The sequence below is a fragment of the Pseudomonas sp. LBUM1653 genome, assembly GCF_059716115.1.
Genome location: NZ_CP166803.1, coordinates 1,109,988 through 1,134,090 on the forward strand (window position 1 = coordinate 1,109,988; position 24,103 = coordinate 1,134,090).

23 protein-coding genes and 1 pseudogene are annotated in these 24,103 nt (G+C 57.1%); 6 read left to right on the top strand and 18 right to left on the bottom strand.

What is annotated here, in order from left to right; all coding sequences use genetic code 11:
• Nucleotides 1-47: 47 nt before the first annotated feature.
• The 4 genes and pseudogenes from ACA054_RS04940 to ACA054_RS04955 all read right to left on the bottom strand — a co-directional run.
• Entirely contained in the window at nucleotides 48-1,118 is a 1,071-nt protein-coding gene (locus ACA054_RS04940) for an RHS repeat-associated core domain-containing protein (protein WP_497688436.1), read from the bottom strand.
• Nucleotides 1,119-1,257: 139 nt separating this feature from the next.
• Complete coding sequence (locus ACA054_RS04945) at nucleotides 1,258-2,778, bottom strand: sensor histidine kinase (RefSeq protein ID WP_497688437.1); 1,521 nt, start codon at nucleotides 2,776-2,778, stop codon at nucleotides 1,258-1,260.
• Nucleotides 2,775-3,494 (bottom strand): response regulator transcription factor, encoded by a 720-nt coding sequence (locus tag ACA054_RS04950; RefSeq protein WP_497688438.1) that lies wholly within the window; start codon nucleotides 3,492-3,494, stop codon nucleotides 2,775-2,777. Before ACA054_RS04950 ends, ACA054_RS04945 begins: the two co-directional genes overlap by 4 nt.
• Nucleotides 3,495-4,178: 684 nt before the next feature.
• A pseudogene (locus tag ACA054_RS04955) lies at nucleotides 4,179-4,268 on the bottom strand (outer membrane lipoprotein carrier protein LolA); the annotation flags it as partial.
• A 149-nt stretch (nucleotides 4,269-4,417) separates the two neighbouring features.
• Between ACA054_RS04955 and msrB the strand changes: the two are divergent.
• Nucleotides 4,418-4,948: a peptide-methionine (R)-S-oxide reductase MsrB gene (msrB, locus tag ACA054_RS04960; protein WP_497688439.1), complete on the top strand. Its 531-nt coding sequence runs from the start codon at nucleotides 4,418-4,420 to the stop codon at nucleotides 4,946-4,948.
• Between the two features lie 20 nt (nucleotides 4,949-4,968).
• Entirely contained in the window at nucleotides 4,969-5,676 is a 708-nt protein-coding gene (msrA, locus tag ACA054_RS04965; protein WP_497688440.1) for a peptide-methionine (S)-S-oxide reductase MsrA, read from the top strand.
• Between the two features lie 25 nt (nucleotides 5,677-5,701).
• Here the strand turns inward: msrA and ACA054_RS04970 are convergent, their stop codons facing one another.
• On the bottom strand, nucleotides 5,702-6,607 hold the full coding sequence (locus ACA054_RS04970; protein ID WP_497688441.1) for a LysR family transcriptional regulator: 906 nt from the start codon (nucleotides 6,605-6,607) through the stop codon (nucleotides 5,702-5,704).
• Between the two features lie 102 nt (nucleotides 6,608-6,709).
• Here ACA054_RS04970 and ACA054_RS04975 point away from each other — a divergent pair, with 102 nt between their 5' ends.
• Nucleotides 6,710-7,897 carry an aspartate aminotransferase family protein gene (locus ACA054_RS04975; protein WP_497688442.1) on the top strand — a complete coding sequence of 396 codons (1,188 nt, stop codon included), beginning with the start codon at nucleotides 6,710-6,712 and terminating at the stop codon, nucleotides 7,895-7,897.
• On the opposite strand, the gene ACA054_RS04980 is transcribed toward ACA054_RS04975, so the two are convergent.
• The 4 genes from ACA054_RS04980 to ACA054_RS04995 form a co-directional block, all read right to left on the bottom strand.
• Nucleotides 7,865-8,119 carry a Txe/YoeB family addiction module toxin gene (locus ACA054_RS04980; protein WP_008057655.1) on the bottom strand — a complete coding sequence of 85 codons (255 nt, stop codon included), beginning with the start codon at nucleotides 8,117-8,119 and terminating at the stop codon, nucleotides 7,865-7,867. The genes ACA054_RS04975 and ACA054_RS04980 overlap by 33 nt on opposite strands.
• Complete coding sequence (locus ACA054_RS04985; protein ID WP_497688443.1) at nucleotides 8,116-8,370, bottom strand: type II toxin-antitoxin system Phd/YefM family antitoxin; 255 nt, start codon at nucleotides 8,368-8,370, stop codon at nucleotides 8,116-8,118. The genes ACA054_RS04980 and ACA054_RS04985 overlap by 4 nt, the downstream gene beginning before the upstream one ends.
• 181 nt (nucleotides 8,371-8,551) lie before the next feature.
• A complete protein-coding gene (locus ACA054_RS04990) occupies nucleotides 8,552-9,034 on the bottom strand; it encodes a P-loop NTPase family protein (protein WP_497688444.1) in 483 nt (160 codons plus the stop codon).
• Between the two features lie 126 nt (nucleotides 9,035-9,160).
• Nucleotides 9,161-11,080: an alkaline phosphatase D family protein gene (locus tag ACA054_RS04995; RefSeq protein ID WP_497688445.1), complete on the bottom strand. Its 1,920-nt coding sequence runs from the start codon at nucleotides 11,078-11,080 to the stop codon at nucleotides 9,161-9,163.
• 139 nt (nucleotides 11,081-11,219) lie between these two features.
• On the opposite strand from ACA054_RS04995, the gene ACA054_RS05000 reads away from it, so the two are divergent.
• Both ACA054_RS05000 and ACA054_RS05005 read left to right on the top strand, forming a co-directional pair.
• Complete coding sequence (locus tag ACA054_RS05000; RefSeq protein WP_497688446.1) at nucleotides 11,220-11,561, top strand: potassium channel family protein; 342 nt, start codon at nucleotides 11,220-11,222, stop codon at nucleotides 11,559-11,561.
• Nucleotides 11,562-11,622: 61 nt separating this feature from the next.
• Complete coding sequence (locus ACA054_RS05005; protein WP_497688447.1) at nucleotides 11,623-11,991, top strand: PH domain-containing protein; 369 nt, start codon at nucleotides 11,623-11,625, stop codon at nucleotides 11,989-11,991.
• A gap of 152 nt (nucleotides 11,992-12,143) precedes the next feature.
• Here ACA054_RS05005 and ACA054_RS05010 read toward each other — a convergent pair whose 3' ends face one another.
• The 5 genes from ACA054_RS05010 to ACA054_RS05030 form a co-directional block, all read right to left on the bottom strand.
• Nucleotides 12,144-12,359: a formate dehydrogenase subunit delta gene (locus ACA054_RS05010; RefSeq protein WP_497688448.1), complete on the bottom strand. Its 216-nt coding sequence runs from the start codon at nucleotides 12,357-12,359 to the stop codon at nucleotides 12,144-12,146.
• Nucleotides 12,356-15,238 carry a formate dehydrogenase subunit alpha gene (gene fdhF, locus ACA054_RS05015; RefSeq protein ID WP_497688449.1) on the bottom strand — a complete coding sequence of 961 codons (2,883 nt, stop codon included), beginning with the start codon at nucleotides 15,236-15,238 and terminating at the stop codon, nucleotides 12,356-12,358. Before fdhF ends, ACA054_RS05010 begins: the two co-directional genes overlap by 4 nt.
• Nucleotides 15,235-16,791, bottom strand: coding sequence for a formate dehydrogenase beta subunit (locus ACA054_RS05020; protein ID WP_497688450.1), 1,557 nt, complete (start codon nucleotides 16,789-16,791; stop codon nucleotides 15,235-15,237). The genes fdhF and ACA054_RS05020 overlap by 4 nt, the downstream gene beginning before the upstream one ends.
• Nucleotides 16,791-17,267, bottom strand: a complete 477-nt coding sequence (locus ACA054_RS05025) for a formate dehydrogenase subunit gamma (protein WP_497688451.1) — start codon at nucleotides 17,265-17,267, stop codon at nucleotides 16,791-16,793. The genes ACA054_RS05020 and ACA054_RS05025 overlap by 1 nt, the downstream gene beginning before the upstream one ends.
• Before the next feature lie 712 nt (nucleotides 17,268-17,979).
• Nucleotides 17,980-18,291 (bottom strand): DUF3077 domain-containing protein, encoded by a 312-nt coding sequence (locus ACA054_RS05030; protein WP_497688452.1) that lies wholly within the window; start codon nucleotides 18,289-18,291, stop codon nucleotides 17,980-17,982.
• 824 nt (nucleotides 18,292-19,115) lie between these two features.
• Here ACA054_RS05030 and ACA054_RS05035 point away from each other — a divergent pair.
• The gene (locus ACA054_RS05035; protein WP_497688453.1) at nucleotides 19,116-19,901 is read left to right on the top strand and encodes a hypothetical protein; all 786 of its coding nucleotides are present in this window, start codon (nucleotides 19,116-19,118) and stop codon (nucleotides 19,899-19,901) included.
• A 218-nt stretch (nucleotides 19,902-20,119) separates the two neighbouring features.
• On the opposite strand, the gene ACA054_RS05040 is transcribed toward ACA054_RS05035, so the two are convergent.
• The 4 genes from ACA054_RS05040 to ACA054_RS05055 form a co-directional block, all read right to left on the bottom strand.
• The gene (locus ACA054_RS05040) at nucleotides 20,120-20,608 is read right to left on the bottom strand and encodes an SLATT domain-containing protein (RefSeq protein WP_497688454.1); all 489 of its coding nucleotides are present in this window, start codon (nucleotides 20,606-20,608) and stop codon (nucleotides 20,120-20,122) included.
• Nucleotides 20,609-20,916: 308 nt separating this feature from the next.
• A complete protein-coding gene (locus tag ACA054_RS05045) occupies nucleotides 20,917-21,129 on the bottom strand; it encodes a KTSC domain-containing protein (protein WP_497688455.1) in 213 nt (70 codons plus the stop codon).
• 9 nt (nucleotides 21,130-21,138) lie between these two features.
• Entirely contained in the window at nucleotides 21,139-22,911 is a 1,773-nt protein-coding gene (locus ACA054_RS05050; protein WP_497688456.1) for an ATP-binding protein, read from the bottom strand.
• Nucleotides 22,908-24,092 carry an SIR2 family protein gene (locus tag ACA054_RS05055; RefSeq protein WP_497688457.1) on the bottom strand — a complete coding sequence of 395 codons (1,185 nt, stop codon included), beginning with the start codon at nucleotides 24,090-24,092 and terminating at the stop codon, nucleotides 22,908-22,910. The genes ACA054_RS05050 and ACA054_RS05055 overlap by 4 nt, the downstream gene beginning before the upstream one ends.
• Nucleotides 24,093-24,103: the final 11 nt, after the last annotated feature.

Here is a 24,103-nt window from a genome sequence, read left to right on the forward strand (position 1 = left end):
TCGAGGCAGCATGCATTGCTGTCTCGATTATCTCAGCAGGTCTACGACTATTGACGAACACGAGAGATCTCTTGCACCACAGTATTAGTGGTGCTAGGCGAATTATCTGCAAAATGTACCTTCTTTTTTTCCGCGTGCGGAGAAGAGGACGCTTGAGGGGTGGTGGGCCCTGTCGGGAGCTCAAATGAACGATTACTCAGTGTTGAGGAGTGGGGCTGTGGCGGTATGTTGTTAAGTGCAATTGCAGCCTCTTGATGCCCCAGCGAGTTTACAGGCGCCGGGCGGTTACGAAGTGTCCAGTTTTCTAATCCCATTACTGGCGGTACATTAGGGAGTGTCGAGGTAATACTTGGGTGTGATACCGGAGTCGGTGTTCCTTTGCTCATACTCATTGCTTTATATCCGAGAGCCCCTCCGACAGCTAAACCACCTCCGATTCCCGTAACGATAACTCCAATTTTTACCATTTCTTCATTATTATCGATCAACCCACCAAATGTGACTGCTGCGCCTGAAACAAGTAAAGCCGCACCAATTCTCAATGATAAATATGGTGCAAATATTGCTGCTAGTGCCCAAGGAAAAGCGTGCCCCGTCGGATCGCTCCGATTTATAGGGTCCGCGCCACAGTACATATAAGCATTGAGTCCACCCTTCCCGAACGGACTCCAACTGTCCGGGCTGTTAAACCGCATCAACGTCGGGTTGAACTGCCGATAGCCGTTGCCCAAATGATAATGCCCGGTCACCGCGTCCGGCCGTTCGCCGTTGAAGCCGAGCAGGCTGAGTAAACCGTTTCCGAATGGATGATGGCCGTAGGGTGAGTAGGCGCGGGGATAAGGTTGCGTCGTGTCGAGTGCATTCAACACCGAACGCTGTTGATCGGTCGCCAGCAGAGTAGTGTCGACTTTGTCTCCCACCTGTCGCTGCTGCGCCAACACCTGCTCGTCATGCTGCAAGAAGCTGTACTTCGCCGCCCCCTGGATTTCGGAGGCCAGGCGACTTTTGCAATAAAAGCGCTGGATGCTGGCCTGTCGGTCGGGCGCCCAGTCAATCGAGCGGTCCAGCGGGTCGTAGCGATAGCGGCACAGTATGGTTTCGCGAGGTGACATGGACATTGGCTGAGCTCCGTGCAGGGTCGGTAAAGCCGGACCTTTAGCTTCGGAGTTTTATTAGCCGTTGGCTACTAGCAGAACTGATAGGGTCTTGGCGCGAAGATCAAGGATCTCCTGGGGTCCTGACAGACACCACGGTCCTTCAGGCCCGCCCCGGTGTATTAAGGTTCATCGACCGTACCGCCAATGCCGACGCCGTCTCTTCATCAATCGGTAACGAAAACCGGAACGTCGCCCCGCGCCCCGGCACGTCGATCAACTGAATCTCGCGCCCATGCAATTGCAGGATGCGGTGCACAATCCGCAGCCCCAACCCGCCATCACGCCGGGCACCACCGATATTGAACGGCCGCAAAAACAGCCCTTCGCGCAGTTCAGGAGCGATACCAGGGCCAGTGTCGCTGACAGTCACTTCAATGAATGATCCTTGCGGGCGCAAGCCTAGTTCGATTTCTCCCCCTGGCGGCGTATGGCGCAACGCGTTGTCGAACAGGTTGGTCAGCACCCGCTCGATCAATCCCAGATCGGCGCAGGCCGCAGAAACGCTGGGGGCGAACGTGGCCTTCAATTCCACCTGACGCGCCTCGGCGGTCAGCTCGAATTTCTGGAAAATATCCTGGGCCAGGTCGGTCAGGGAAAACTGCTCCAGCACCGGTTGCACGAAGCCGTGCTCCAGTCGCACCAGTTCCAGCAGCGACTGCGCAAGCCCGCCTACTTTGCGGCTCTGATCCAGGGCGATACCCAGGTAGCGGCGGCGGTCGGCGGCGGACAGCGTGGCGTCCTTGAGCGACAGGGTTTCCAGATAGCCGTGCAAGGAGGCTAGCGGCGTGCGCAAATCGTGGGAGATGTTCGCCACCAGTTCGCGGCGCTCCTGGTCCTGGCGGGTCAAGGAGCGCCATTGTTCGCCCAGGCGCGCCTGCATCTGCCGGAACGCGGCGTCGAGGACAGCGATTTCATCGTGACTGGCGGCTTTTTCCACGGTGACGGGCAGGGCTGGAGTGACCGGAACGCCATCGATGTCGAACTGGCTGACGGTTTCGGTGAGGCGGCGCAATGGCCGGGTGATCAGCGCAAACGCGGTGAGACCGGCAATCAGGCACAACAGCGCGACCAGGCCGATGGACAGCAAGGCGGTATTGAGCGCAGCGCTGGTGGCGCCGCGTTCGGCCAGGCGATCATGGTCTTCACCCAGCAGTACCACATAGAGATAACCCGCAGGCTTGCCATCGACCTTCAGCGGTGCAGCGCTGAACACCTTGCGCGCATCGACGCTGCGCGGATCATCACCGGCAATTGGCAAGGCATCGCCCCGGAGCAGGCGCTGGATCGGCGCCAGGTCGACGCGCTCGCGCCGAATCCGGCCTTCGGGCGCGGCACTGCCGACAATCTTGCCCTCGGTGTCCAGCAGGTACACCTCGACACTGGGGTTGACCTGCATCAGCTTGCTGAACAGATCCCGCACGGCATTGGGCATCAGGCCCTGGGTGTCCATCAGCACCGTGTCGCGGGCAATGTGTTGCGCCAGGTCCCGGGACAACCCTTGCACCACTTCCTGTTCATGCATCTGGTTGGAACGCACCTGCAGCCACGCCGAGGTGCCGCAGCACACCAGCAGCAGCACGGCGAACACCAGGGACAGGCGCTGCGTCAGGGTCAGCCTCATGGCTGCGGTTCCTCCCCGGTGGCGAACTTGTAGCCGCGGCCCCAGACCGTGAGGATGCGCACCGGTTGCGCCGGGTCGGCCTCGATCTTGGCGCGCAAGCGATTGATGTGGGTGTTGACGGTGTGCTCGTAGCCTTCGTGGCTGTAGCCCCACACGGCGTTGAGCAGGTCCATGCGCGAAAACACCTTGCCCGGCTGGCGAGCGAAAAAGTACAGCAAGTCGAACTCCCGGGGCGTGAGGTCCAGGCGACGGCCGTCGAGGGACACTTCGCGGGTGATCGGGTCGATGGCCAGGCCGTCGGTGAGCAGGCTGCCGGCGTCCATCTTCAGGTTGCGTGCCATGGCATCCACCCGGCGCAGCAACGCTTTGACCCGGGCCACCAGTTCGAGCATGGAAAACGGCTTGGCCAGGTAATCGTCGGCACCGAGTTCCAGGCCGAGAATCCGGTGCACTTCACTGGAGCGCGCACTGGTGATGATGATCGGCGTGTAGCGGGCCATGGCGCGGGCCCGGCGGCAGATTTCCAGGCCATCGACACCGGGCAGCATCAGGTCGAGGATCAGCGCATCCCAGTTGCCTTGCTGCAGCAGGCGCATGCCTTCAGTGCCATCGGCGCTGTGCACCACCTCGAACTGCTCGTCACGCAGGTGCAGGCAGATCAGGTCAGCGATATGCAGGTCATCCTCGACCACGAGGACGCGTTTGGTCTGTTCCATCCAGCTCAATCCTTCTGCGCATTGTGCGTATTGCCACTATTGCCCACTGTAGGAGCGAGCCTGCTCGCGAAAAACCTGAGGGCGCCGTGGGGCGTCAGGTACCCCGCGTCATCGTTGGCCTCCATCGCGAGCATGCTCGCTCCTACATTGTTTGCATTGTGCGTGTTGCCGCTACTGTAGGAGCGAGCCTGCTCGCGAAAAACCTGAGGGCGCCGTGGGGCGTCAGGTACCCCGCGTCATCGTTGGCCTCCATCGCGAGCATGCTCGCTCCTGCATTATTTGCATTGTGCGTGTTGCCCCTACTGTAGGAGCGAGCCTGCTCGCGAAAAACCTGAGGGCGCCGTGGGGCGTCAGGTACCCCGCGTCATCGTTGGCCTCCATCGCGAGCATGCTCGCTCCTGCATTATTTGCATTGTGCGTGTTGCCGCTACTGTAGGAGCGAGCCTGCTCGCGAAAAACCTGAGGGCGCCGTGGGGCGTCAGGTACCCCGCGTCATCGTTGGCCTCCATCGCGAGCATGCTCGCTCCTACATTGTTTGCATTGTGCGTGTTACCGCTACTGTAGGAGCGAGCCTGCTCGCGAAAAACCTGAGGGCGCCGCGGGCGGTCAGGTACCCCACGTCATCGTTGGCCTCCATCGCGAGCATGCTCGCTCCTACATTGTTTGCATTGTGCGTGTTACCGCTACTGTAGGAGCGAGCCTGCTCGCGAAAAACCTGAGGGCGCCGCGGGGCGTCAGGTATCCCTCGTCATCGTTGGCCACCATCGCGAGCATGCTCGCTCCTACATTGTTTGTATTGGCATTGTGCGGGTTTTTCTTGGCCCGAGTTATCACGAATTGTTTAACTTCCCGTGAGGATTTGGCGATCAAGCCAAGACTAGGCTGTGCTTCATGAAAGACCCCTGGATTTTTTGGAGACGGCCATGTTTTCACCACGCTTTTCACGCCGGCAATTCCTCTTCGCCAGCGGCGGTCTGGGCGTCGCAGCCCTGGCGATCGGCCTGTTGCCGAGATTCTCCACGGACACTGCGCTGATCAGTGACGCCAGCGCGGCCGAGGCGTTCGAAGTGACCCACAGCGACAGCGAATGGCACGCCATCCTGAGCGACGAACAGTTTGAAATCCTCCGCGAAGAAGGGACTGAACGGGCCTACAGCAGCCCTCTGAACAACGAGCACCGCGACGGTACGTTCGCCTGTGCCGGTTGCCAGTTGCCGCTGTTCTCTTCGGCAACCAAGTTCGATAGCCACACCGGCTGGCCGAGTTTCTGGGCGCCGCTGGACAAGGCCGTGGCGACCCGCCAGGACCGTTCCTACGGCGTGGTGCGCGAAGAGGTGCACTGCCGGCGTTGCGGCGGGCACTTGGGCCACGTCTTCGACGACGGGCCTAAACCGACCGGCCTGCGCTATTGCATGAACGGTCTGGCGCTGAAGTTCGAGCCCAAGACCGTCTGAATATCTCTGGAGACTGTGACATGAATAACTTTTTCACCTGGCGCCGTACCCTGTTGGGACTGGCCGCTGCCGGCATCATCGGCCAATGCTCGGCGTTTTCCTTTGGCGGCGCTGAAGAAGCCGTTCTCCTTCCACCACCGGCCCTCGACGAAACCACCCAGGCCCGCAGCGAAACCGCGGTGTTCGCCGGTGGTTGCTTCTGGGGTGTGCAAGGGGTGTTCCAGCACGTCAAAGGCGTTAAAAATGCCGTCTCCGGTTACGCCGGTGGTGCAGCCAATACGGCGCAGTACGAGCGCGTCAGCAGTGGCAATACCGGTCATGCGGAATCGGTCGAAGTGACCTTCGACCCGAGTCAGGTCAGCTACGGCACCTTGCTGCAGATCTACTTTTCCGTGGCGCACAACCCGACCGAACTCAACCGACAGGGGCCGGACACCGGCACCCAGTACCGCTCGGCGATCTTTACCAAGAGCAGCGAACAGCAACGGGTCGCCCAGGCCTACATCGCCCAGCTCGACGCCGCGCATTCGTTCGATAAGCCGATAGTGACCAAGCTGGAAAGCTTCAACGGTTTTTACCCGGCCGAAGAAGAACACCAGGACTTCCTGACCGAGCACCCGACCTATCCCTACATCGTGATCAACGACTTGCCGAAGGTGGCGCAGCTCAAGCAGCTGTACCCGGATCGCTATCAGGAAAAACCGGTGCTGGTGAAGGCGGGGATGTGACGGTCGTTATCCGGTGATCACATGCTTACTGCTTGCCCCACATCTGCACGGCGAAGTCGACGAAACGCCGTAATTTCGGCAAGCGGTAGCGGTCTTGGGCATACATCAGGTTCATCGGCCGGCTCGGCGGGGTGAACCCGGGCATCAAGCCCAGCAGTTTGCCGTCCTGGATGTCTTGCTCGACCAGGACATCGGGCAGCATCACGATGCCCATGCCGGTTCGCGCCGCCTGATGCAGCCCCGCCGAGCTGTTGATCAGCATCGGTCCGCTGACCGCCACCGAGACCTCGCCTTCGGGGCCGGCCAGGCGCCATTCCTTTTCCACCGAGTGCCAGTCATCGCCTGCCGGATAGGCGAAGGACAGGCAATCGTGGTGGCGCAGGTCTTCAGGTTTCTGCGGCGCGCCGCGCCGCGCCACGTACGCCGGGGAGGCGCACATGGTCAGGGTGTAATTGACGAGAGGGCGGGCAATCAAATTGGTTGACTCAAGGGCGCCCAGGCGAAAGGCCACGTCCAGACCGTTTTCGAGCATATCCGGACGACGGTTGGTGAGCATCACGTCGAGTTTTACCCGCGGGTAGAGCAGGGCAAATTCGCTCAGGGCAGGCGCCAGTTTTTCGGTGCCGAAGGTCAAGGGCGCCGAAATGCGCAGCGTGCCGCTGGGTTCATCCAGCGCTTGCTCGGCCAGGCGTTCGGAATCTGCCACCAGCCCCAACACTTCGAGGCAGCGTTGGTAATACGCGGTGCCGAATTCGGTCAGCCGCTGGCGCCGGGTCGTGCGGTTGAGCAAGCGCACACCGAGGCGCTGCTCAAGGGCCTTGAGGTGGTTGCCGACCATGGTCGTGGACATTTTGCACTGCGATGCGGCGCCCGTCATGCTGCCGGCTTCCACCACTTTGACGTAGACGGTCATTGCTTGGAACAGGTCCATTATCAAGCTCTGCTTTAAAATGATTGAAGTATTGCAGTATTTATCCAGCTCAGGTGGCTAACCATACTGCAAAAACACCGACCCCTGATGGAGCCTGATGCCATGACCGCCGCCTGCCTGATGAGCACTTACCAACCCTTGGCCTTGAGTTTCAACAAGGGCCTGGGCACGCGCCTGTGGGACCAGGCCGGTCGTGAATACCTGGACGCGGTGGCCGGGGTGGCGGTGACCAACGTCGGGCACTCGCACCCGAAAATCGTCGCGGCCATCAGCGAACAGGCTGGACTGTTGCTGCACACCTCCAACCTCTACAGCATCGACTGGCAACAACGGCTGGCCCGCAAGCTGACCTCGCTTGCGGGCATGGACCGGGCATTCTTCAACAACTCCGGGGCCGAGGCCAATGAAACGGCGCTGAAAATCGCCCGGCTGCATGGCTGGCACAAAGGCATCGAGCAACCTTTGGTGGTGGTCATGGAGAACGCTTTCCATGGCCGCACCCTCGGCACCCTGTCCGCCAGCGATGGCCCGGCGGTGCGCCTGGGTTTCAACAAATTGCCGGGGGATTTCGTCAAAGTGCCGTTCGGAGACCTTAAGGCATTGGACAAGGTGCGCCAGGAGCACGGCTCGCGCATCGTGGCGATCCTGATGGAGCCGATCCAGGGCGAAAGCGGCGTGCAACTGGCGCCACCCGGTTACCTGAAAGCCGTGCGCGAACTCTGCAACCAGCGCTCCTGGTTGTTGATGCTCGACGAAATCCAGACCGGCATCGGCCGTACCGGGCAGTGGTTCGCGTTCCAGCATGAAGGCATCGTCCCGGATGTCATGACCTTGGCCAAAGGCCTGGGCAACGGCGTCCCGATCGGCGCCTGCCTGGCCCGTGGCAAAGCCGCCGAACTCTTTACCCCGGGTAGCCACGGCAGCACGTTCGGCGGCAACCCGCTGGCCTGTCGGGTCGGTTGCACGGTGCTGGACATCATCGAGGAGCAAGGCCTGCTGGAAAATGCCCGGCTTCAGGGCGAACGCCTGATGGCAAGGTTGCGCATGGAATTGGCAGACCAACCGAATGTCCTGGCGATCCGTGGCAAGGGCCTGATGATCGGCATCGAACTCAAGCAACCGATCCGCGACCTGAGCCTGATCGCCGCCCGGGATCATGGTTTGCTGATCAACGTGACGCGGGGGCAAACCATTCGCCTGTTGCCGCCACTGACGATTGATGAGCGGGAGGTGGAGATGATTGTCAGGGGGGTGAGTTCAGTAGTGGTATCTGCACATCACGACGCGTAACTCACCGTCTTCGATGGTGTAGACCAAGCGATGTTCAGCTGTTATCCGGCGCGACCAGAAGCCGCTTAAATTGTGTTTGAGCGGTTCTGGTTTTCCGAGACCCTCGAACGGTTCACGCAGGATGGCTTTGATCAGCAGGTTAATGCGTTTGAGTCCTGCCTTGTCGTTTTGCTGAAACCAAAGGTAGTCGTCCCAGCCTTCAGGAGTGAACTCGATATTCATTCTTCAATGAGTTGCCGTGCTTTGGTTTTCCCGGCGCGCAGGTTGCCAATCGATTTGATCAGGCGTTCGGCATTGGCGGGGGAGCGAAGCAGGTAGGCGGTCTCTTCGAGGGCGTTGTATTCCGCCAGCGACATCATCACCACCGGCTCGCCTTTCTGGCGGGTGACCAGCAGTGGGGTGCGGTCTTCATTGACGCGATCCATGGTTTCAGCCAGGTGCGCGCGTGCGGTGGTGTAATTGATGGTGTGCATACTGAAATCCTCGCTCGATGCAAGGAGCGTACAGAAATGAGTACAGGTTGCCAAGGCAATACCTCCGAATGGTCGTTGTGCAATTGGCGCATCAACGTTTCTTCTGAGTATCGTCGAAACCTCCTCGGGACGTTTCCGAGAACGCTGTAGTCCTTATCTGATAAAGCACTGTGAAGATAAATCAATCGGCGCTGGCGAAGTCCGTGATTTCAGTCCGGTCCATCAGTTGAATTCTGCAACCGGTAAACCTTTCGATCAACTGCTGATGGGCTGTATATCCGTTGGACCCATCGCGCTTGCGATAGCTACCCGCCCACTCCAGCAGGGCGATCAGGCGTTCGTCGTCGTTGACTTCACGCTGGCGAATATTGGCGACGCAAACCTCGTCGGCAACGTTCAACCAGATCAGCGCAGTCGTGCGGGGCAGGAGTTCACTGGCGATCCAGCCATACACGCCTTCGATCACCCAGCAATCTTGCTCGGCCGCGACCCGCGCCATGGCCAATGCTTCGGCGCGGGGGCGGGCGATACTGTGTTCGTCGGATAGCCAGTGAATGCGGTCGAGATCGGTCCAGGGCACCTGCAATCGCTCAGCCAGTCGTTGCGCCAGCCAGCTCTTGCCGGAGCCAGAGTTACCGATGATCAGGGTTCGGGTAAGGTCCATGAGCGACACCGATCAAACTGTGGGAGCGAGCCTGCTCGCGAAAGCGGTGTATCAGTCAGCATAAATGCTGAATGTTAAGCAGCCTTCGCGAGCAGGCTCGCTCCCACAGGTTATTGTTCCAGCCTTTCAGTCTTCATCTTCAGGCGCCACCATCCGCGTCTTCGGCGAGCCATCGGAGTTGTGCTGAAAAATATCCCGTGGCTGCCCTTGTTCATTGAAGTACACCTGGCCGATCCCCGCCGAATTCCACAGCCGTTCACCCGCTTCAGCATGCTCCGGAACATGCGGCACGATGCGCATGCGCCGGCGCTTGGTCAGCCAGTTCAACGGCGAGCGCGGTGAATACAGCCAGCGATTGAGGCGGTCGAACCACTCCAGCAGGGCCGGCGGGAACTCGTTCTTGATCCCGCTGCTGGTGATCTGCCAGATGCGCGGGCCGGCCTTGCGGTGGCGGATCAGCACTTCGTAGACGAAGGAGTAATGCACATCGCCGGACAGCACCACGTAGTTACCCGGCGTGCGCGAGTGGCGGAAAATGTTCAGGATCACCTGGGCCGCGCCGCGATGGGCCATCCAGTTCTCGGCGTCCACCAGCAGTGGATAACCCAGCCAGCTGAACACCCGTTGTACGGTTTCGATCAGCTTGACGCCGAAGATCGGCGCCGGTGACACGATGATCGCCGAAGGGTGATCCAGCAGTTCCTGCTGCAGTTCGCTGAGGGCTTCCCAGTCCAGCAGGCCCGAGGGTTGCTTGAGGGTCATCTCGCTGCGCCAGCGCCGGGTACGGGTGTCGAGCACCACCATGGCCGGCGTGGTGGGCAGCACGTAATGCCAGTGCTGGAAGCGCAGCAGCTCATTGATCAGGTCGTCCTGGACATCGCTGTCGAGGTAGCAATCGTCGCCGGTGGCGCTGAGCGAACGGGTTTTTTCCAGCACGGCGCCGAACGCATCCGGATTGTTGCCCCAGCCCTGGCATAGCATGTAGGCCAGCAGCGCATTGCCGATGATGCGCCGGGAAAATGGATGGCCGTAGGCCGTTTCCTCCCATTGCGCAGAAAGATTCCAGTCGTCGGTAATGTCGTGGTCGTCGAATATCATCAGCGTCGGCACGTGTGCCAACGCTCGCGCGACCCTGTCCAGACCGGCCTTGAACGCGTCGATGCGCGTCTGTTCCAGGGCATAACGCTCGCGCCGTTCCTTGATCAGTTTCGGCGGTTTTGGCGTGATCAAGGCCCAGGGTGTCGGCGACCAGACCAGCAGGTACATGGCCATGACTTCGGCGAAGGTCACCAGGTGATTGTCAGCACTGCTGCTGGTGAAAATCGGCTTGCGCGCGCCGCCGAAAAAACGCTCGCGCAGGGTTTCGTTGCTTTGCAGCGCCGGTAGCAAATCCGCGCGGTGGTAGTAACAGGCGGCGTGCCCATAAAGCGCGGCGCTGTCGCTGACCACGGCGCCCTCCAGATGCTCACCGAACAACCCCAGCCGTTCGATCAAGGCATGGATCGCGCGCAGGGTCGGCCCGGCGACATCGTCGGCGTAGACCTGATCGCCGCTCATCATCAGCAGCGCCGGACGGTCCGTGGCCGGGTGGTCTTGCGCCAACAGCTCATCGACGCACAACAGTCCGTCGGTCGCCGGGTGATGGGGCTTGCGGCAGGAGCCGTGCAGCAACTGCTCGATGCGAGCGCGCAGGACGAAGTTCGGTGCAGCTGCATCGCCGTACAACAGATGCGGCGCCCAGGTGGCGATGCCGGTCCCGTCATCGATCAGCAGGTCGTACTCGATCAACTCATCGCAGGGCAGGGCAACGTCCAGCGCTACATCGATCAGGTGCACAAAAGCATGAGTACCCACCGCAATCACCGTGCATTGCCCGGCATCGAGGCGAATATCGCCCACGCCCTGCAATCGCAGCGTCAGCTCCAGCGGCCGCGAACCCACCAGCCACAGCACCAGCCGCGTGGGTTCCAGGCGCCGCAACAGCGGGCCGGCCAGGACCGGTGGCAGTGATTGAGGGTCGTCGGGTAATGGCAGCGTTTGGGACATCCGGGATAAAAACTCTTGGAGGCACAGAGGCGGGGGATGATAACGCAGCTGACGGCGACACAGGCTAAAGTGAAGCTGCCACTGCGTCTGTCACGAAATGATCCGCCAATCCGCCTGCCGCCCCCAGGACACCCATGACATGAAGCCCGCTCATACCTCGCACATCCGTCGAGAGTTCTACAAAGCCGTCGGCTACTACCTTCGAATTGTCTGGCCGATCCTTTCCACCATGCTCATCGTCATCGTCACGTTCGGGCTGATCATCAGCTACCTGGAAGACTGGGACCCTTTTGACGGCATCTACTTCGGCTTCGTGACCGGGTTGACCATCGGCTATGGCGAACTCGTGCCGAAACTGGCGATGTCGCGGGTACTCGCGATATTGCTGGGGTTCAACGGCGTGCTGCTCACGGCGATCTTTGCGGCGATCAGCGTGCGGGCGATCGAGAGTGCGGTACGGATAGCCGGTGGAGAAAAGTAAGGCAGGCCCAATGGCATGAAGTCGTGCTTAGATGCGTGTTTTGACAATCAGGGAGAGACCAATGATCGACTTCAACAACAAGGGATTCTTCAAGCTCAAGCAAAACGACGAATACGCCGAACGCGTCACCGCCTTGTTGCTGGACGGCGAAGAAGTCATTGATTCCTACAAATCCATGCGCGACGGCGTGGTGTTCACCAACAAACGCATCATCGCCGTCAACGTCCAGGGCATCACCGGCAGCAAGAAAGACTTCACCTCGTTGCCGTACAAAAACATAGTGGCGTATTCGGTGGAAACCTCGGGGACGTTTGATCTTGATTCCGAGCTGGAGATTTATTTTTCGTCGTTGGGGAGGGTGAAGTTCGAATTCACCGGCAGGACGTCGATGGTGGAAATTTCGAAACTGATTTCTCAGCATTTGCTGTGAGCAGAATCGGGAACGCCGCAAAAATAAAGCGGAACTCATCCTGTAGGAGCCGGCTTGCTGGCGATGGCGGTTCGTCAGGCGACATCTGTGTCGACTGTACGTCCGCGATCGCCAGCAAGCCGGCTCCTACAGGATTGGCGTTTTTTCAGTCGCTACCAACCCGCCCCACTCACCGCCGCCTGCACCAGCGGGTGCAAATCCGCCCCCTGATGCGCAGTCTGCCAAGCCAACAATTCCTTGCGCATGCTCGGCGCCCAGTACATCTGCAGATGATTACGCACGCCGAGCACCGCCTGCTCCTGGTCCGGTTGGCTGGCAAAGTACTGGCCGATCTGGTTGGCCATCTTGATCAGGTTCTCAGTACTCATCGGCGCACCTCCGCTTTATCGCCACGGGCCTGACGGCGATCCTTGAGCAAACGGTGCTGTTCGTCGCTAAATTCCTGGAAGCGTTTTTGCCACTCGGAAGGGTGGTACACGCGGCTGACTTCCACGGCCGTGACCTTGTACTCCGGACAGTTGGTGGCCCAGTCGGAGTTGTCGGTGGTAATGACGTTAGCCCCCGATTCCGGGAAGTGGAAGGTGGTGTACACCACCCCCGGGGCGACCCGTTCGGTGACCCGCGCACGCAGTACCGTCTGCCCGGCGCGGCTGCCGATGCCGACCCAGTCACCTTCGTTGATACCCCGGCTCTCGGCATCGGTCGGGTGGATTTCCAGACGGTCCTCGTCGTGCCAGGCGACGTTCTCTGTACGCCGGGTCTGGGCGCCGACGTTGTACTGACTGAGGATGCGCCCGGTGGTCAGCAGCAGCGGATAACGACTGTTGACCTTCTCCTCGGTGGGCACGTAGCCGGTGAGCATGAAACGCCCCTTGCCGCGCACGAACTCCTCGATGTGCATGGTCGGCGTGCCGTCCGGGGCCGCGGCGTTGCACGGCCATTGCAGGCTGCCGTGGCGTTCCAGTTCGGCATAGCTGACGTTGGTGAAGGTCGGCGTCAGGCTGGCGATTTCATCCATGATTTCTGATGGATGCTTGTAGTTCATCGGGTAACCCAGGGCGTTGGCCAGGGCCACCGTGCCTTCCCAGTCGGCCTTGCCGCCCAGAGGGTCCATGACCTTGCGCACCCGAGAGATGCGTCGCTCGGCGTTGGTGAAGGTGCCGTCTTTTTCCAGGAACGAGCTGCCCGGCAGTAACACGTGGGCGAACTTGGCGGTTTCGTTGAGGAAAATGTCCTGCACCACCACGCACTCCATGGCCGACAGCGCAGCGGTGACGTGCTGGGTATTGGGATCGCTCTGGGCGATGTCTTCGCCCTGGCAATACAAGCCCTTGAAACTGCCGCCCAGGGCGGCCTCGAACATATTCGGGATACGCAGGCCCGGGTCAGGTTGCAGAGTGACGTTCCACGCCTGTTCGAACTGCGCCCGCACCACCTCGTTGGAGATGTGCCGATAGCCGGGCAACTCGTGGGGGAAGGAACCCATGTCACAGGAACCCTGAACGTTGTTCTGCCCCCGCAGCGGGTTCACGCCCACGCCTTCACGGCCGATGTTGCCAGTGGCCATGGCCAGGTTGGCGATGCCCATGACCGCGGTGCTGCCCTGGCTGTGCTCGGTGACGCCCAGGCCGTAATAGATCGCAGCGTTGCCGCCAGTGGCGTACAAGCGAGCGGCGGCGCGGATGTCGGCAGCGGGCACACCGCAGATGGCGCCAAGCACTTCCGGCGAGTTTTCCGCGCGGCTGACGAACTCGCTCCAGTTGGCGAAATCGCTGCCCTCGCAACGGGCGTCGATAAAGGCTTGGTTGAGCAGGCCTTCGGTGACGATCACGTGGGCAAGGGCGTTGAGCATGGCGACGTTGGTGCCCGGGCGCAGAGCCAAGTGATACTCGGCGCGGGCGTGCACCGAGTCCACCAGATCAATGCGCCGTGGATCGATAACGATCAGCCGCGCGCCTTCACGCAGGCGACGTTTGAGCTGGGAAGCGAACACCGGGTGGGCGTCGCTGGGGTTGGCACCCATCACCAGGATCACATCGGCCTGCATCACCGAGTCGAAACTCTGGGTGCCGGCGGACTCGCCCAGGGTTTGTTTCAGACCATAGCCGGTCGGCGAGTGGCAGACCCGCGCGCAGGTGTCGACGTTGTTGTTGCCGAAGGCAGCGCGCACCAGTTTTTGCACCAGGTAGGTTTCTTCGTTGGTGCAGCGGCTGGAGGTGATGCCACCAATGGAGTCGCGGCCATATTTTTGCTGGAGCCGGCGGAATTCGCTGGCCGCGTAGGTCACCGCTTCATCCCAGCTGACTTCCTGCCACGGGTCGTTGATGTGCTGGCGGATCATCGGCTTGGTGATGCGATCCGGGTGGGTGGCGTAGCCCCAGGCAAAGCGCCCTTTGACGCAGGAGTGGCCGTGGTTGGCCTGGCCGTTCTTGTCCGGAACCATGCGCACCAACTGGTCGCCTTTCATCTCGGCACGGAACGAGCAACCTACGCCGCAATAGGCACAGGTGGTGATCACGCTGCGTTCCGGCTGACCCAGTTCGACCACGCTTTTTTCCATCAGCGTCGCGGTGGGGCAGGCCTGCACACAGGCGCCACAGGACACGCATTCCGAGTCGAGGAAGTTATCCCCACCTGCAGCGGCCACGCGGGATTCGAAACCGCGCCCGGTAATGGTCAGGGCAAAGGTGCCCTGGGTTTCTTCGCAGGCGCGCACGCAGCGGTTGCAGACGATGCACTTACTCGGGTCGTAGTCGAAATAGGGGTTGGACGTGTCCTTCACATCGGCCAGATGGTTGTCACCTTCATAGCCGTAACGCACTTCCCGCAGGCCGACCTGACCGGCGACGGTTTGTAGCTCGCAGTTGCCGTTGGCCGAGCAGGTCAGGCAGTCCAGCGGGTGATCGGAGATGTACAGCTCCATGACATTACGGCGCAGGGTCGCGAGCTTCGGCGTCTGGGTGTGCACGCTCATGCCTTCAGTGACAGGCGTGGTGCAGGACGCGGGGTAGCCGCGCATGCCGTCGATCTCCACCAGGCACATGCGGCAGGAGCCGAAGGCTTCCAGGCTGTCGGTGGCACAGAGTTTCGGAATGGTGGTGCCCAGCAGTGCAGCGGCGCGCATCACCGAAGTACCTTCGGGCACGCTGATGCTGCGGCCATCGATGTTCAGGGTGACCTGCACCTGGCTCTCGCGGGCCGGCGTGCCCAGATCGATATCGGTTTTCGGATCGAATACAGTGATCATTGCTCGGCCTCCGAGGCTTGCAGACCGAAGTCAGCGGGGAAGTGCTTGAGGGCGCTAGCTACGGGAAAAGAGACCATGCCGCCCAACGCGCACAGCGAACCGTATTGCAGGGTGTCGCACAGGTCCTTGAGGATGATCACCTGCTCATCGCGACCGCTCTGGTCAGGCGCGGCCAGCAGCCGGTCAATCACCTCCACGCCCCGGGTCGAGCCGATGCGGCAAGGGGTGCATTTGCCACAGGATTCCTCGGCGCAGAACTGCATGGCGAAGCGCGCCATATGGGCCATGTCCAGGCTGTCGTCAGCCACCACCACACCACCGTGACCGAGCATCGCGCCGATGGTGGCAAAGGCCTCGTAATCCAGCGGCGTGTCGAATTGCGACGGCGGCACCCAGGCGCCGAGGGGGCCGCCGACCTGCGCGGCCTTCAGCGGCCGGCCACTGGCGGTACCGCCGCCGTAGTCTTCCACGAGTTCGCGTAGGGTCAGGCCAAAGGCCCGTTCCACAAGGCCACCGTGACGAATATTGCCCGCCAGTTGGAAGGGCATGGTGCCCAGGGAGCGGCCCATGCCGTAATCGCGATAGAACTGCGCGCCCTTGGCCAGAATCAGCGGCACCGAGGCCAGGGTCAGCACGTTGTGCACCAGGGTTGGCTGGCCGAACAAGCCTTGCAGCGCTGGGATAGGCGGCTTGGCGCGGACGATCCCGCGCTTGCCTTCCAGCGAGTCCAGCAGCGCGGTTTCCTCACCACAGATATAGGCACCGGAACCGACGCGAACTTCCATATCGAAGGCCTGGCCGCTGCCGCCGACATTGGCGCCGAGGTAACCGGCAGCCCGGGCGATGTTCAGCGCCTGGCGCAGGGTGGCCACGGCGTCGGGGTATTCCGAACGTACATAGATGTAGCCGAAGGTGGCGCCGACGGTAATGCCGGCAATGGCCATGCCTTCGATCAACAGGAAGGGGTCGCCTTCCATCAGCATGCGGTCGGCGAAGGTGCCGGAGTCGCCTTCGTCGGCGTTGCACACAACGTATTTCTGCGCCGCCTGAGTGGCGCGCACCGTGCGCCATTTGATCCCGGCGGGGAAGGCCGCGCCACCACGGCCACGCAGGCCTGAATCGAACACTGCGGTCGCGGTCTGCTCGCCGCCAATGGCGACGGCCCTTGTTAGGCCTTCGAAACCGCCGTGAGCGCGGTAATCGTCCAGCGACAACGGCCGGGTAATACCGGCGCGGGCGAACAGCAGGCGTTGTTGAGATTTGAGATAAGGCAGCTCTTCCACCAGGCCCAGGGCCAGTGGGTGCGCGGATGGATCGCCCAGCGCTTCGAGCACGGACGGCACATCGGAAGCGGTCAGCGGACCGAAACCGATACGGCCTTGCGGAGTGTCCAATTCCAATAGCGGTTCCAGCCAATACAACCCGCGCGAGCTGGTGCGTTGTAGCTCCAGCGGCAGATTGCGTTCCTTGGCCTGAGTGATCAGCGCCGTGGAGACCTCATCGGCTCCCACGGCACGGGCAAGGGAGTCACAGGGCAGATAAAGAGTCGGCATCACGCGTCCTCCCGGCAAGCATCGAGCAAGGCATCCAGACGCTCAGCACTAAGCCGCGCATGCACCCGGCCATCCAGTTCCAGGGCAGGCGAACAGGCACAGGCCCCGAGGCAATACACCGGACGCAAACTGATGCTGCCGTCGGCACTACTGCCGTGATCGTCCAATTGCAACCGCTCACGCAACTGCGCGGCAAGCTGCTCGGCGCCGCGACTCTTGCACGACTCAGCTCGGCACAGCCGCAGGATATGCCGCGCCGGCGGCGAGGTACGGAAATCATGGTAAAAACTGATCACCCCACGAACCTCCGCCTGACTCAGATTGAGGGCATGAGCAATCTCGGGGACGGCCGCATCGGGGATATAGCCGATGCGTTCCTGAATATCATGAAGAATGGGCAACAGCGCACCCGCAGAGCCCTTATGGCGCTGCAGCAGGGTATTGACCACAGACAGGTGCAAACTCTCATCAGGCATTCAGCAATCCTCACGGTCACGGACAAACCAGAAGGTCGTCGGTCGTCCGAAAGTGTCGGCTGCGGCACTCACACCACGTCACGGAATCGTGGCAATTTCAGGCCGTTGGCCAGGGCACCCTGAGCGGGCATCTTGTTGTGCCCGGCACGGTCTTCGCCGCACCTCTACTGGGCATAAAGGGCAGCTTGCCACGCCGCTATTGATCGAACTGCACCAAAGCGACGTGCTCGGTTCTGCCTACGACTATCCATTAAGTCTAGATGAGTGCCGCGCGGGGCGTTTACTCACCGGCCTAATGCCCGAAGGGCTTGTCGATGGCTGATGTATAACAAGCATTACAGGTGGGAAAAAGCATCAGAACCGTAGGCAATTCTACGGAGCAGATGCGCTGATCCATTCAGCCGTAACCCAAAAGCCATTCCCCGACCCGAATACTAAAAAGCCCCGAAAAAGCTCGAGGCCAATCCCAAATCCCAGCCACCACACAAAACCCCTGTGGGAGCCAGCCTGCTGGCGATAGTGCCAGCCCAACCACCACCAATGCTGAAACTGCACCCCAAACCCACTCACACACCGTGGCCAAACAATGCCCATCAGCTCACCGCAACCCCCTGTGGGAGCGGGCTTGCCCGCGATAGCGCCAGCCCAACCAACACAAATGCTGAATCAGCCACCACCATCACAAGCCACCAACACCCACAGGCCTCAACCACTAACCTTCAGCCTTTGCCCCCGCCCGCTCGGATACCGGCGCATAAGCCCGATCCCGAGTAAACACCTTCACCGCATCATCCACCAACGCCTTACTCATCGACGTCAAATAATGCGCAGCCCAGGCATGCCGGTCGGTATCTCTCGCATAGGCAGCATCTTCAGTCAGCGTCTTGGCCAGAAACAGAAAATCAGAAGCCATCGACAACGCATCACTGAGCGGAACGCCGCGAGTGACGTGGAACAGTGGTTGATCGGAACAGTAGATGGCGGGGGTTAAGCCGATGGTTTTGAGCTCAGATTGTTCGGTCATTGGCCACCTCCGAGGATGGAGAGGCAATGGGGGAGGGCGTTACGCGATTGGGAATCGCATAGAGAGAAAAGCCAAATTTCAAACGGATTGATACTGCACATTATCCAACTCCTTGATACGAGGAGCTGCCACGTTCGTTACCACACGAATGGGTGACAGCTGTGCGCAGGGTGGTAAACCGGGTATCAAGGAAACCGGCACGCCCGAGGGCGTCCCACGCACAGCCGCCATAACTCACGCCGCAGGCATAGAAAAAGCGCCTGATGACGTGATTGGGGGCGCTGTAGCGCCTTGAATAACTCGGGTTACCACACCCGGTCGCTGAATTTGCAGCGACGGTGGGAGGGTATCGTCCAGTTGCTTTTCCTGCAACCTTCTAGGACCCGCTCGTAGCCATCCGAGTCGAAAAGTATTTTCTGTCCCTGTTATGTTCGTTACGGGTTGTATAGATTCATGTATTGTTCGATGCCAAAGTAAAAGTGTTACTAAGCCGAGGGGTTGGCTAATTTGGACGCTAAGCTTTGCGTCTGTTTGGTTTGGGGCGTCGGTTGTTAAATTGAAAGACCGCTATCGGCCAGAGGCAGCCGCTCAGAGCGAGAAAAGTCGACTATTAAAAGTAAGTTTGAGAATCATCTGACCTCCCCTGCACGAGTCATTAACAATGCGTCGCTTGTTCTCGACTGATACAGCGCTTGAATGAGTTAGTCCAGGTGATGGCAGTACGCAGGCTGCATAAGGTACGATCAAATGCATATCAGCTTATGCTGTCAAAAAAAGCATCAACAAAAAATGCGAGCGATTTCAGTAAGATTTATGGAGTTAACATGCGCAAAACGGTTATGCGATACCTTGACGGTCAGAAACTAGAGTGGTTGATTTCAGATAATGGCATATTTTTAAGTGCGGCATCAGATCAGTCAGATGAAAATGAAGGTGTTTATGATCATACTTTTTTATCTGGTCATATTGCCAATGCAGTTACAGGCATTGATTCTGCGCTTCTAGATGGTCTTGATAGAAGTCAATTAAATCTGCAGAAAATTAATAGAGAAAATAGTTTCTTAAGTTGCTGGTATCTTGATTCTGAAGAGTCAATGGATATGTGGAAAGAATTTGGTAGGGGGGGTGTCGTCATTTTTAGTGATGACTGGGCGCTCTCTGATGCACTTCCTGAACCGTTGGAGCAGGCAACTTCATATTATGATGTGATTTACAGCGATGAGCTTAAGCCTCATGCAAATCATGAGCCTTTACGCATTAAAAATAGTAAATTTCAAAAGGAAAAGGAGTTTCGCATTGTTTTTGATCTTGTAAAGTATTCAGTGCTTACGGGTTTCGAAGCACGCACGGAGGTTCGTATTGGCGGTATATTGTCGCACTTGAGTAACGAAATAACTTCGTGCATGTCGAGGAGAGGAAAAGAACAAAGTCACAAGGTTTTAAGGAAAAAAGATCACGGCTATATCTTTGTGTACTCTTTGAATTCAATTATTAAAGAAGTGCGCGTTCATCCGGAAGCTACAGATGCTGAGTTGTACGAGGTTAGAAAACGTCTGCAGGGTTTAGGCTTGAAGTGCCCAATCAACCATTCAGCCCTTCGTGCGATATGACAGAGAAAATATTAGATTATAGGGCTTGGCAAGTATCTTCTGAGGCTGTTGAGGTTGTAGCGATTTTAACCAAGTTGCCGGAAGTTGTCGGACTCTTCTGATACTAAGGGAACGATTCCTTAGTACGGGTATTCAGATGTTGCGCATAGATCCGCCAAAATCGGCGACTTGGGTTAAAGTCGCATCAACGTCAACAAGTTTTTAATGGTTTGCGTTCTTCAGTTGTATTCAGAAAGTTTCTTTATTTTTTTTCTAGCTGAGTTTGGTGTTAATGGAGAGTCTTCTGCAACACTATTCCACTCATACATGATTTCTTTACTGAAGGATGCCCATTCTGACTCCCGATTATCATTTAAAGAAAAAAACTCAATTTTTCTTTTAAGGCAGCCATACCTAGATGCTTTGACTCTATGCATTTCTGCTTTCTCTGATGGGCGTATCAACGTTTGGAGTGGTGATAGAACTGCTACTGCTATTGCCGCACCTTTCAAAAGTACCGAGGTGGTTTCCTCCGGTCCTGATTGAAAAAATAGAAAAGAACCTACTACAACTGAAAGGAAGACAAGCGGCACTGAAAACAGTAGATTAAGTTGTAAATAGCGCTCGGAGACAATGTAGTGCCCTGTTTGAGCCATGTTCAACCTGCTTCCCCATTCAGTTAATTTTTGTTCCATCTTTGAATTTTTGCAATTTTCTGTGGTATGCATGGTGGATCAACTTATTTCATTGAGTTAAAGGATAAGGGGCGCTACGTATTAGGGTGTCATATTCCTAATTGTCCGCTATACGTATATAGTTAGTGCCTGCTTAGGGCCACTTTTTCTGCGTCGATACTATACCCCCTAAGCATCGATTTTTTTGACTAGGTAGAAGTCTGGCGCGCAATCTTGCTAAGTCAAATCGTAAATCACTGATCGAGAGCTATTTTTCATCGAGGACGTTCGCATTGCGACGCGAACCTCCTCTGAACAAAACGTGACTCACGAAATTTTAGCAAAAAAACTACTCAAGCGCTCTATCCAACACGAGCGAAGCTATACACATTTTTAACCTGCTGGGCGAAATAACTCCCCGCCGAGGATGCACTTATCAACTCTTGGTACACATATTCAGGAACGTCGTAATATTCGTACAATGCACCGCTCAAGAACTCCACTTCGAGAGTCTGCGATGACTCGTTATGTCCAACAGAGGCGATATTTGAAGAGCTAACAGGCACACGTTCCATGAGTTTCTCCTATTGGGCGCTATCTTGGTTTCTCCAGGCCCTTACGAGCTTGGAATAGTCTTCATTGCTGCGCGCAGAACTCCATTTTTCGCCAATTTTAGGATCTCCGCTATTAGGGAATTTACCATCTGGCAAAACATTGAATCTGCACCGTGTAGGGAGTTGCGCTGCTTCCCCCACTATAATGGCCTCTCCAGTTCTAAGGATGGGTAGTGAGTCAACGATACCGGCCAAACCGTCGGACATAGCTGCTTTAACTATTCCACGATCCGTTGAATTATTTATACGTAACGATATAATCGTCCCGCATTGAGATAAAATAGTTTCATCTATCTCGGATGGACGCTGGCTAACAATCATGGCGCCGACTCCAAACTTGCGACCTTCCTTGGCGATCCTCTGAACCATTTCTTTTGCGTGCCCAATCTCTGACTTTCCAAGATAACGGTGAGCTTCTTCAAGGACTATAAGAAGAGGACGCTCACGCATACCCTCGGTGACATTTCGACCCCAAATGGCCGACTCAAAGATAATGTCGAGTACTGCCCCCAAAAGAAGAGTCAACCGTGACGAGGGCATACCAGACAAATCAAATATCGTTATTGGCTTATCATGCCCTAACCAATCCTCCAGAAGTCCGTCTAAATCTTTATTGATCTTGCCCTCTTTGTCAGGGTTCCAATCGCCTGGCTCCAGCAAGAACGAGTATTGCGTATCGAGCAGCCTTGACTTCATCAAATCAAGCTGCCTCTTCATTGCCCCTGTTCCACCCTTCTTCGGTAATGATGAGCCAGCCCCAGGAGGGAGAAATTTAGGGGCCGTCAGATCATCAAAATCCCCCTCCCCGCCAGGGGAGTATGCTGGCTTAGTCATGGCAGCATCACTGTAATTAACACCGTCCTCATGGCAAAGGTCGTACCATATTTTCTTTAATCTATAAGGAAGCGGTGTATTACTTGTGATTTTATCCGCGTCTATATTTGGTATATGATTCTCAACTATGCCAAGTTTTTTTTCATCAACGGTTTTATCCATGAAAAGTGAACGTTGAGAATCGTTTGGGTTGTTGCAAAGAAAATCAATAAGCTTATCGGGCGAGATGCACCAAAATGGTATGTACAGCTGGTTTTCGCCTGAGGGCATGATTGAAAAGGTCTTGGCGACATCTCTAAGTGCTGGACCATATTCACCGTGAATATCTATCAGCAAAACTCTCGCAGATGGTAAGGGAGATCCATCTGGCTTGATCACCATTGACCGAAGAATGCTTGCCGTGCTGGTAGACTTCCCGGATCCGGTAGACCCCAAAATTGCAGAATGGCGAGCGACAAGCTTATCCAGATCCAAGCTTATTTCAATTCCTTCCGAACTAGATAGGCGCCCCACTGGGAAATGACTATTTAAGTGTTTTTTGAAAATTAATTTCAGGTCGCTTTCGACGACAAAATGAACATGGTCGCCTATGCTTGGGTACTCGCTTATGCCTCGATCAAAATTTCCGCCGATGGATTCTCCAACTAGCTCCACTTTGATCCATTTTCTCGCGGAAGACATTTTGGAATCGGCGTCGACAGTTGAGCTTTCACTAGATTCGGAAATAACTCCGTAGAGGTGGTTATACCCTAACGGAATTTTCACGAAGCTTCCAACTTGACCGATCCGATAATTGCGTCCTTCCAGAACAACAATTCCAGACTCCACTGAGGCAGCGAGTTCAACGGCCACCGAAGAGCTAGATACGGCGCTTACAAGTCCAAGAAACGTTGGCTGGATGGTTGTCATACCAACTCCTCTTGCTCATTCTGGGGTACGGGAGGAACTGCATCTTGAGATATATCGCTACCAGCAGTCGCCAGAAAACGAGCTAACCGTAGGAAGTCACCAAGCAAGAACTTACCATCTTTATAGTATTCTGCTCGAATCTCATGCCAGTTTTTGGTTGGAGGGGTGCCGATTTTCCACTTTGCTTCCACTCCATTAATCACAGCACCATCGCTACAAAAAACACTTATACCTGGGCACTTTAGCGCCAATTCCTTCGCGGCCTTTTCATCTGCCAGACCATTAAACTGAAAAGCAAATAATGCGGCGGTGGGGTTAGCCATTAGGCACTCAAGCAGCCGCGATGAAATATGGGCGTCAGCGAAAGAAAATCCGGCGCTTAAAATTAATGTGTCAGGCTCAAGGATGAAGTTCTTCAAGCGATCAAAGAGAGACGAGTAGGGGGCTGCTTGTGTTTGATCGTACTTGATGTGCGATGGATAAACCATATTGGCACTTTTAGAATTCGGTACGCGTACAACCTCTCCATTAGCATTTGACTCCCAGCCAATGGAGCCATGAAGCTTCCAAAGCCGTACCCAGCGCGGCGGAAGATCATTTTTTGAAATGCTTGAGGGATCAAAAAAAGCACTCTTGGAGCCGCTGAACCCATCAAAGTAAGGTGTTCGGGCCCGCTCCAAGGCATTTTCCATTAAAAGATCGTAATTCGTGGTAAAGATTTCCACCGCATACTTCCTATTGATACCGTTAATCCACGATACGAGTTCGGAGTATGGGTTTGCGCCCAATGGTAAGTCTTGTGCAACCACTTCTCGAATTGAGTTGCATATGGCTTCGGATAAATCGGAAAAGTCTTTCTCCATAAAATCAAACAGCTTGCCGTTACCAATTACTTCTGCAAGCATTCTGACGCGTGACAGAACCTTCTCAAGGTTTGAGTCAGAAAATGAAGATTTTATTTGACTGTAGACTCCCCGTTGACTTTCCGAGAGTTCGTCTAACACAATTTTCTCAAGGCCGGCGATATTTGGTATCAACGGTTTCCAGCTTCCTGCCCCACCTACGTCAATGCTAACAGGCGCCCCTGCACCGATCAGTAGTCCTATCCTCTTTCTTCCATTTGTAGCAAGCTGGCGAAATCCAAACATGTGCTGGTCGGGGTTGTGCGAGGTATTTTCCATTTTATTTACCT

Excerpts from the sequence above, each read along its gene's own strand:
- ACA054_RS04940 (WP_497688436.1), bottom strand. The coding sequence starts at position 1,118 with ATGTCCATGTCACCTCGCGAAACCATACTGTGCCGCTATCGCTACGAC.
- ACA054_RS04945 (WP_497688437.1), bottom strand. The coding sequence starts at position 2,778 with ATGAGGCTGACCCTGACGCAGCGCCTGTCCCTGGTGTTCGCCGTGCTG.
- ACA054_RS04950 (WP_497688438.1), bottom strand. The coding sequence starts at position 3,494 with ATGGAACAGACCAAACGCGTCCTCGTGGTCGAGGATGACCTGCATATC.
- msrB (WP_497688439.1), top strand. The coding sequence starts at position 4,418 with ATGTTTTCACCACGCTTTTCACGCCGGCAATTCCTCTTCGCCAGCGGC.
- msrA (WP_497688440.1), top strand. The coding sequence starts at position 4,969 with ATGAATAACTTTTTCACCTGGCGCCGTACCCTGTTGGGACTGGCCGCT.
- ACA054_RS04970 (WP_497688441.1), bottom strand. The coding sequence starts at position 6,607 with ATGGACCTGTTCCAAGCAATGACCGTCTACGTCAAAGTGGTGGAAGCC.
- ACA054_RS04975 (WP_497688442.1), top strand. The coding sequence starts at position 6,710 with ATGACCGCCGCCTGCCTGATGAGCACTTACCAACCCTTGGCCTTGAGT.
- ACA054_RS04980 (WP_008057655.1), bottom strand. The coding sequence starts at position 8,119 with ATGAATATCGAGTTCACTCCTGAAGGCTGGGACGACTACCTTTGGTTT.
- ACA054_RS04985 (WP_497688443.1), bottom strand. The coding sequence starts at position 8,370 with ATGCACACCATCAATTACACCACCGCACGCGCGCACCTGGCTGAAACC.
- ACA054_RS04990 (WP_497688444.1), bottom strand. The coding sequence starts at position 9,034 with ATGGACCTTACCCGAACCCTGATCATCGGTAACTCTGGCTCCGGCAAG.
- ACA054_RS04995 (WP_497688445.1), bottom strand. The coding sequence starts at position 11,080 with ATGTCCCAAACGCTGCCATTACCCGACGACCCTCAATCACTGCCACCG.
- ACA054_RS05000 (WP_497688446.1), top strand. The coding sequence starts at position 11,220 with ATGAAGCCCGCTCATACCTCGCACATCCGTCGAGAGTTCTACAAAGCC.
- ACA054_RS05005 (WP_497688447.1), top strand. The coding sequence starts at position 11,623 with ATGATCGACTTCAACAACAAGGGATTCTTCAAGCTCAAGCAAAACGAC.
- ACA054_RS05010 (WP_497688448.1), bottom strand. The coding sequence starts at position 12,359 with ATGAGTACTGAGAACCTGATCAAGATGGCCAACCAGATCGGCCAGTAC.
- fdhF (WP_497688449.1), bottom strand. The coding sequence starts at position 15,238 with ATGATCACTGTATTCGATCCGAAAACCGATATCGATCTGGGCACGCCG.
- ACA054_RS05020 (WP_497688450.1), bottom strand. The coding sequence starts at position 16,791 with ATGCCGACTCTTTATCTGCCCTGTGACTCCCTTGCCCGTGCCGTGGGA.
- ACA054_RS05025 (WP_497688451.1), bottom strand. The coding sequence starts at position 17,267 with ATGCCTGATGAGAGTTTGCACCTGTCTGTGGTCAATACCCTGCTGCAG.
- ACA054_RS05030 (WP_497688452.1), bottom strand. The coding sequence starts at position 18,291 with ATGACCGAACAATCTGAGCTCAAAACCATCGGCTTAACCCCCGCCATC.
- ACA054_RS05035 (WP_497688453.1), top strand. The coding sequence starts at position 19,116 with ATGCGCAAAACGGTTATGCGATACCTTGACGGTCAGAAACTAGAGTGG.
- ACA054_RS05040 (WP_497688454.1), bottom strand. The coding sequence starts at position 20,608 with ATGCATACCACAGAAAATTGCAAAAATTCAAAGATGGAACAAAAATTA.
- ACA054_RS05045 (WP_497688455.1), bottom strand. The coding sequence starts at position 21,129 with ATGGAACGTGTGCCTGTTAGCTCTTCAAATATCGCCTCTGTTGGACAT.
- ACA054_RS05050 (WP_497688456.1), bottom strand. The coding sequence starts at position 22,911 with ATGACAACCATCCAGCCAACGTTTCTTGGACTTGTAAGCGCCGTATCT.
- ACA054_RS05055 (WP_497688457.1), bottom strand. The coding sequence starts at position 24,092 with ATGGAAAATACCTCGCACAACCCCGACCAGCACATGTTTGGATTTCGC.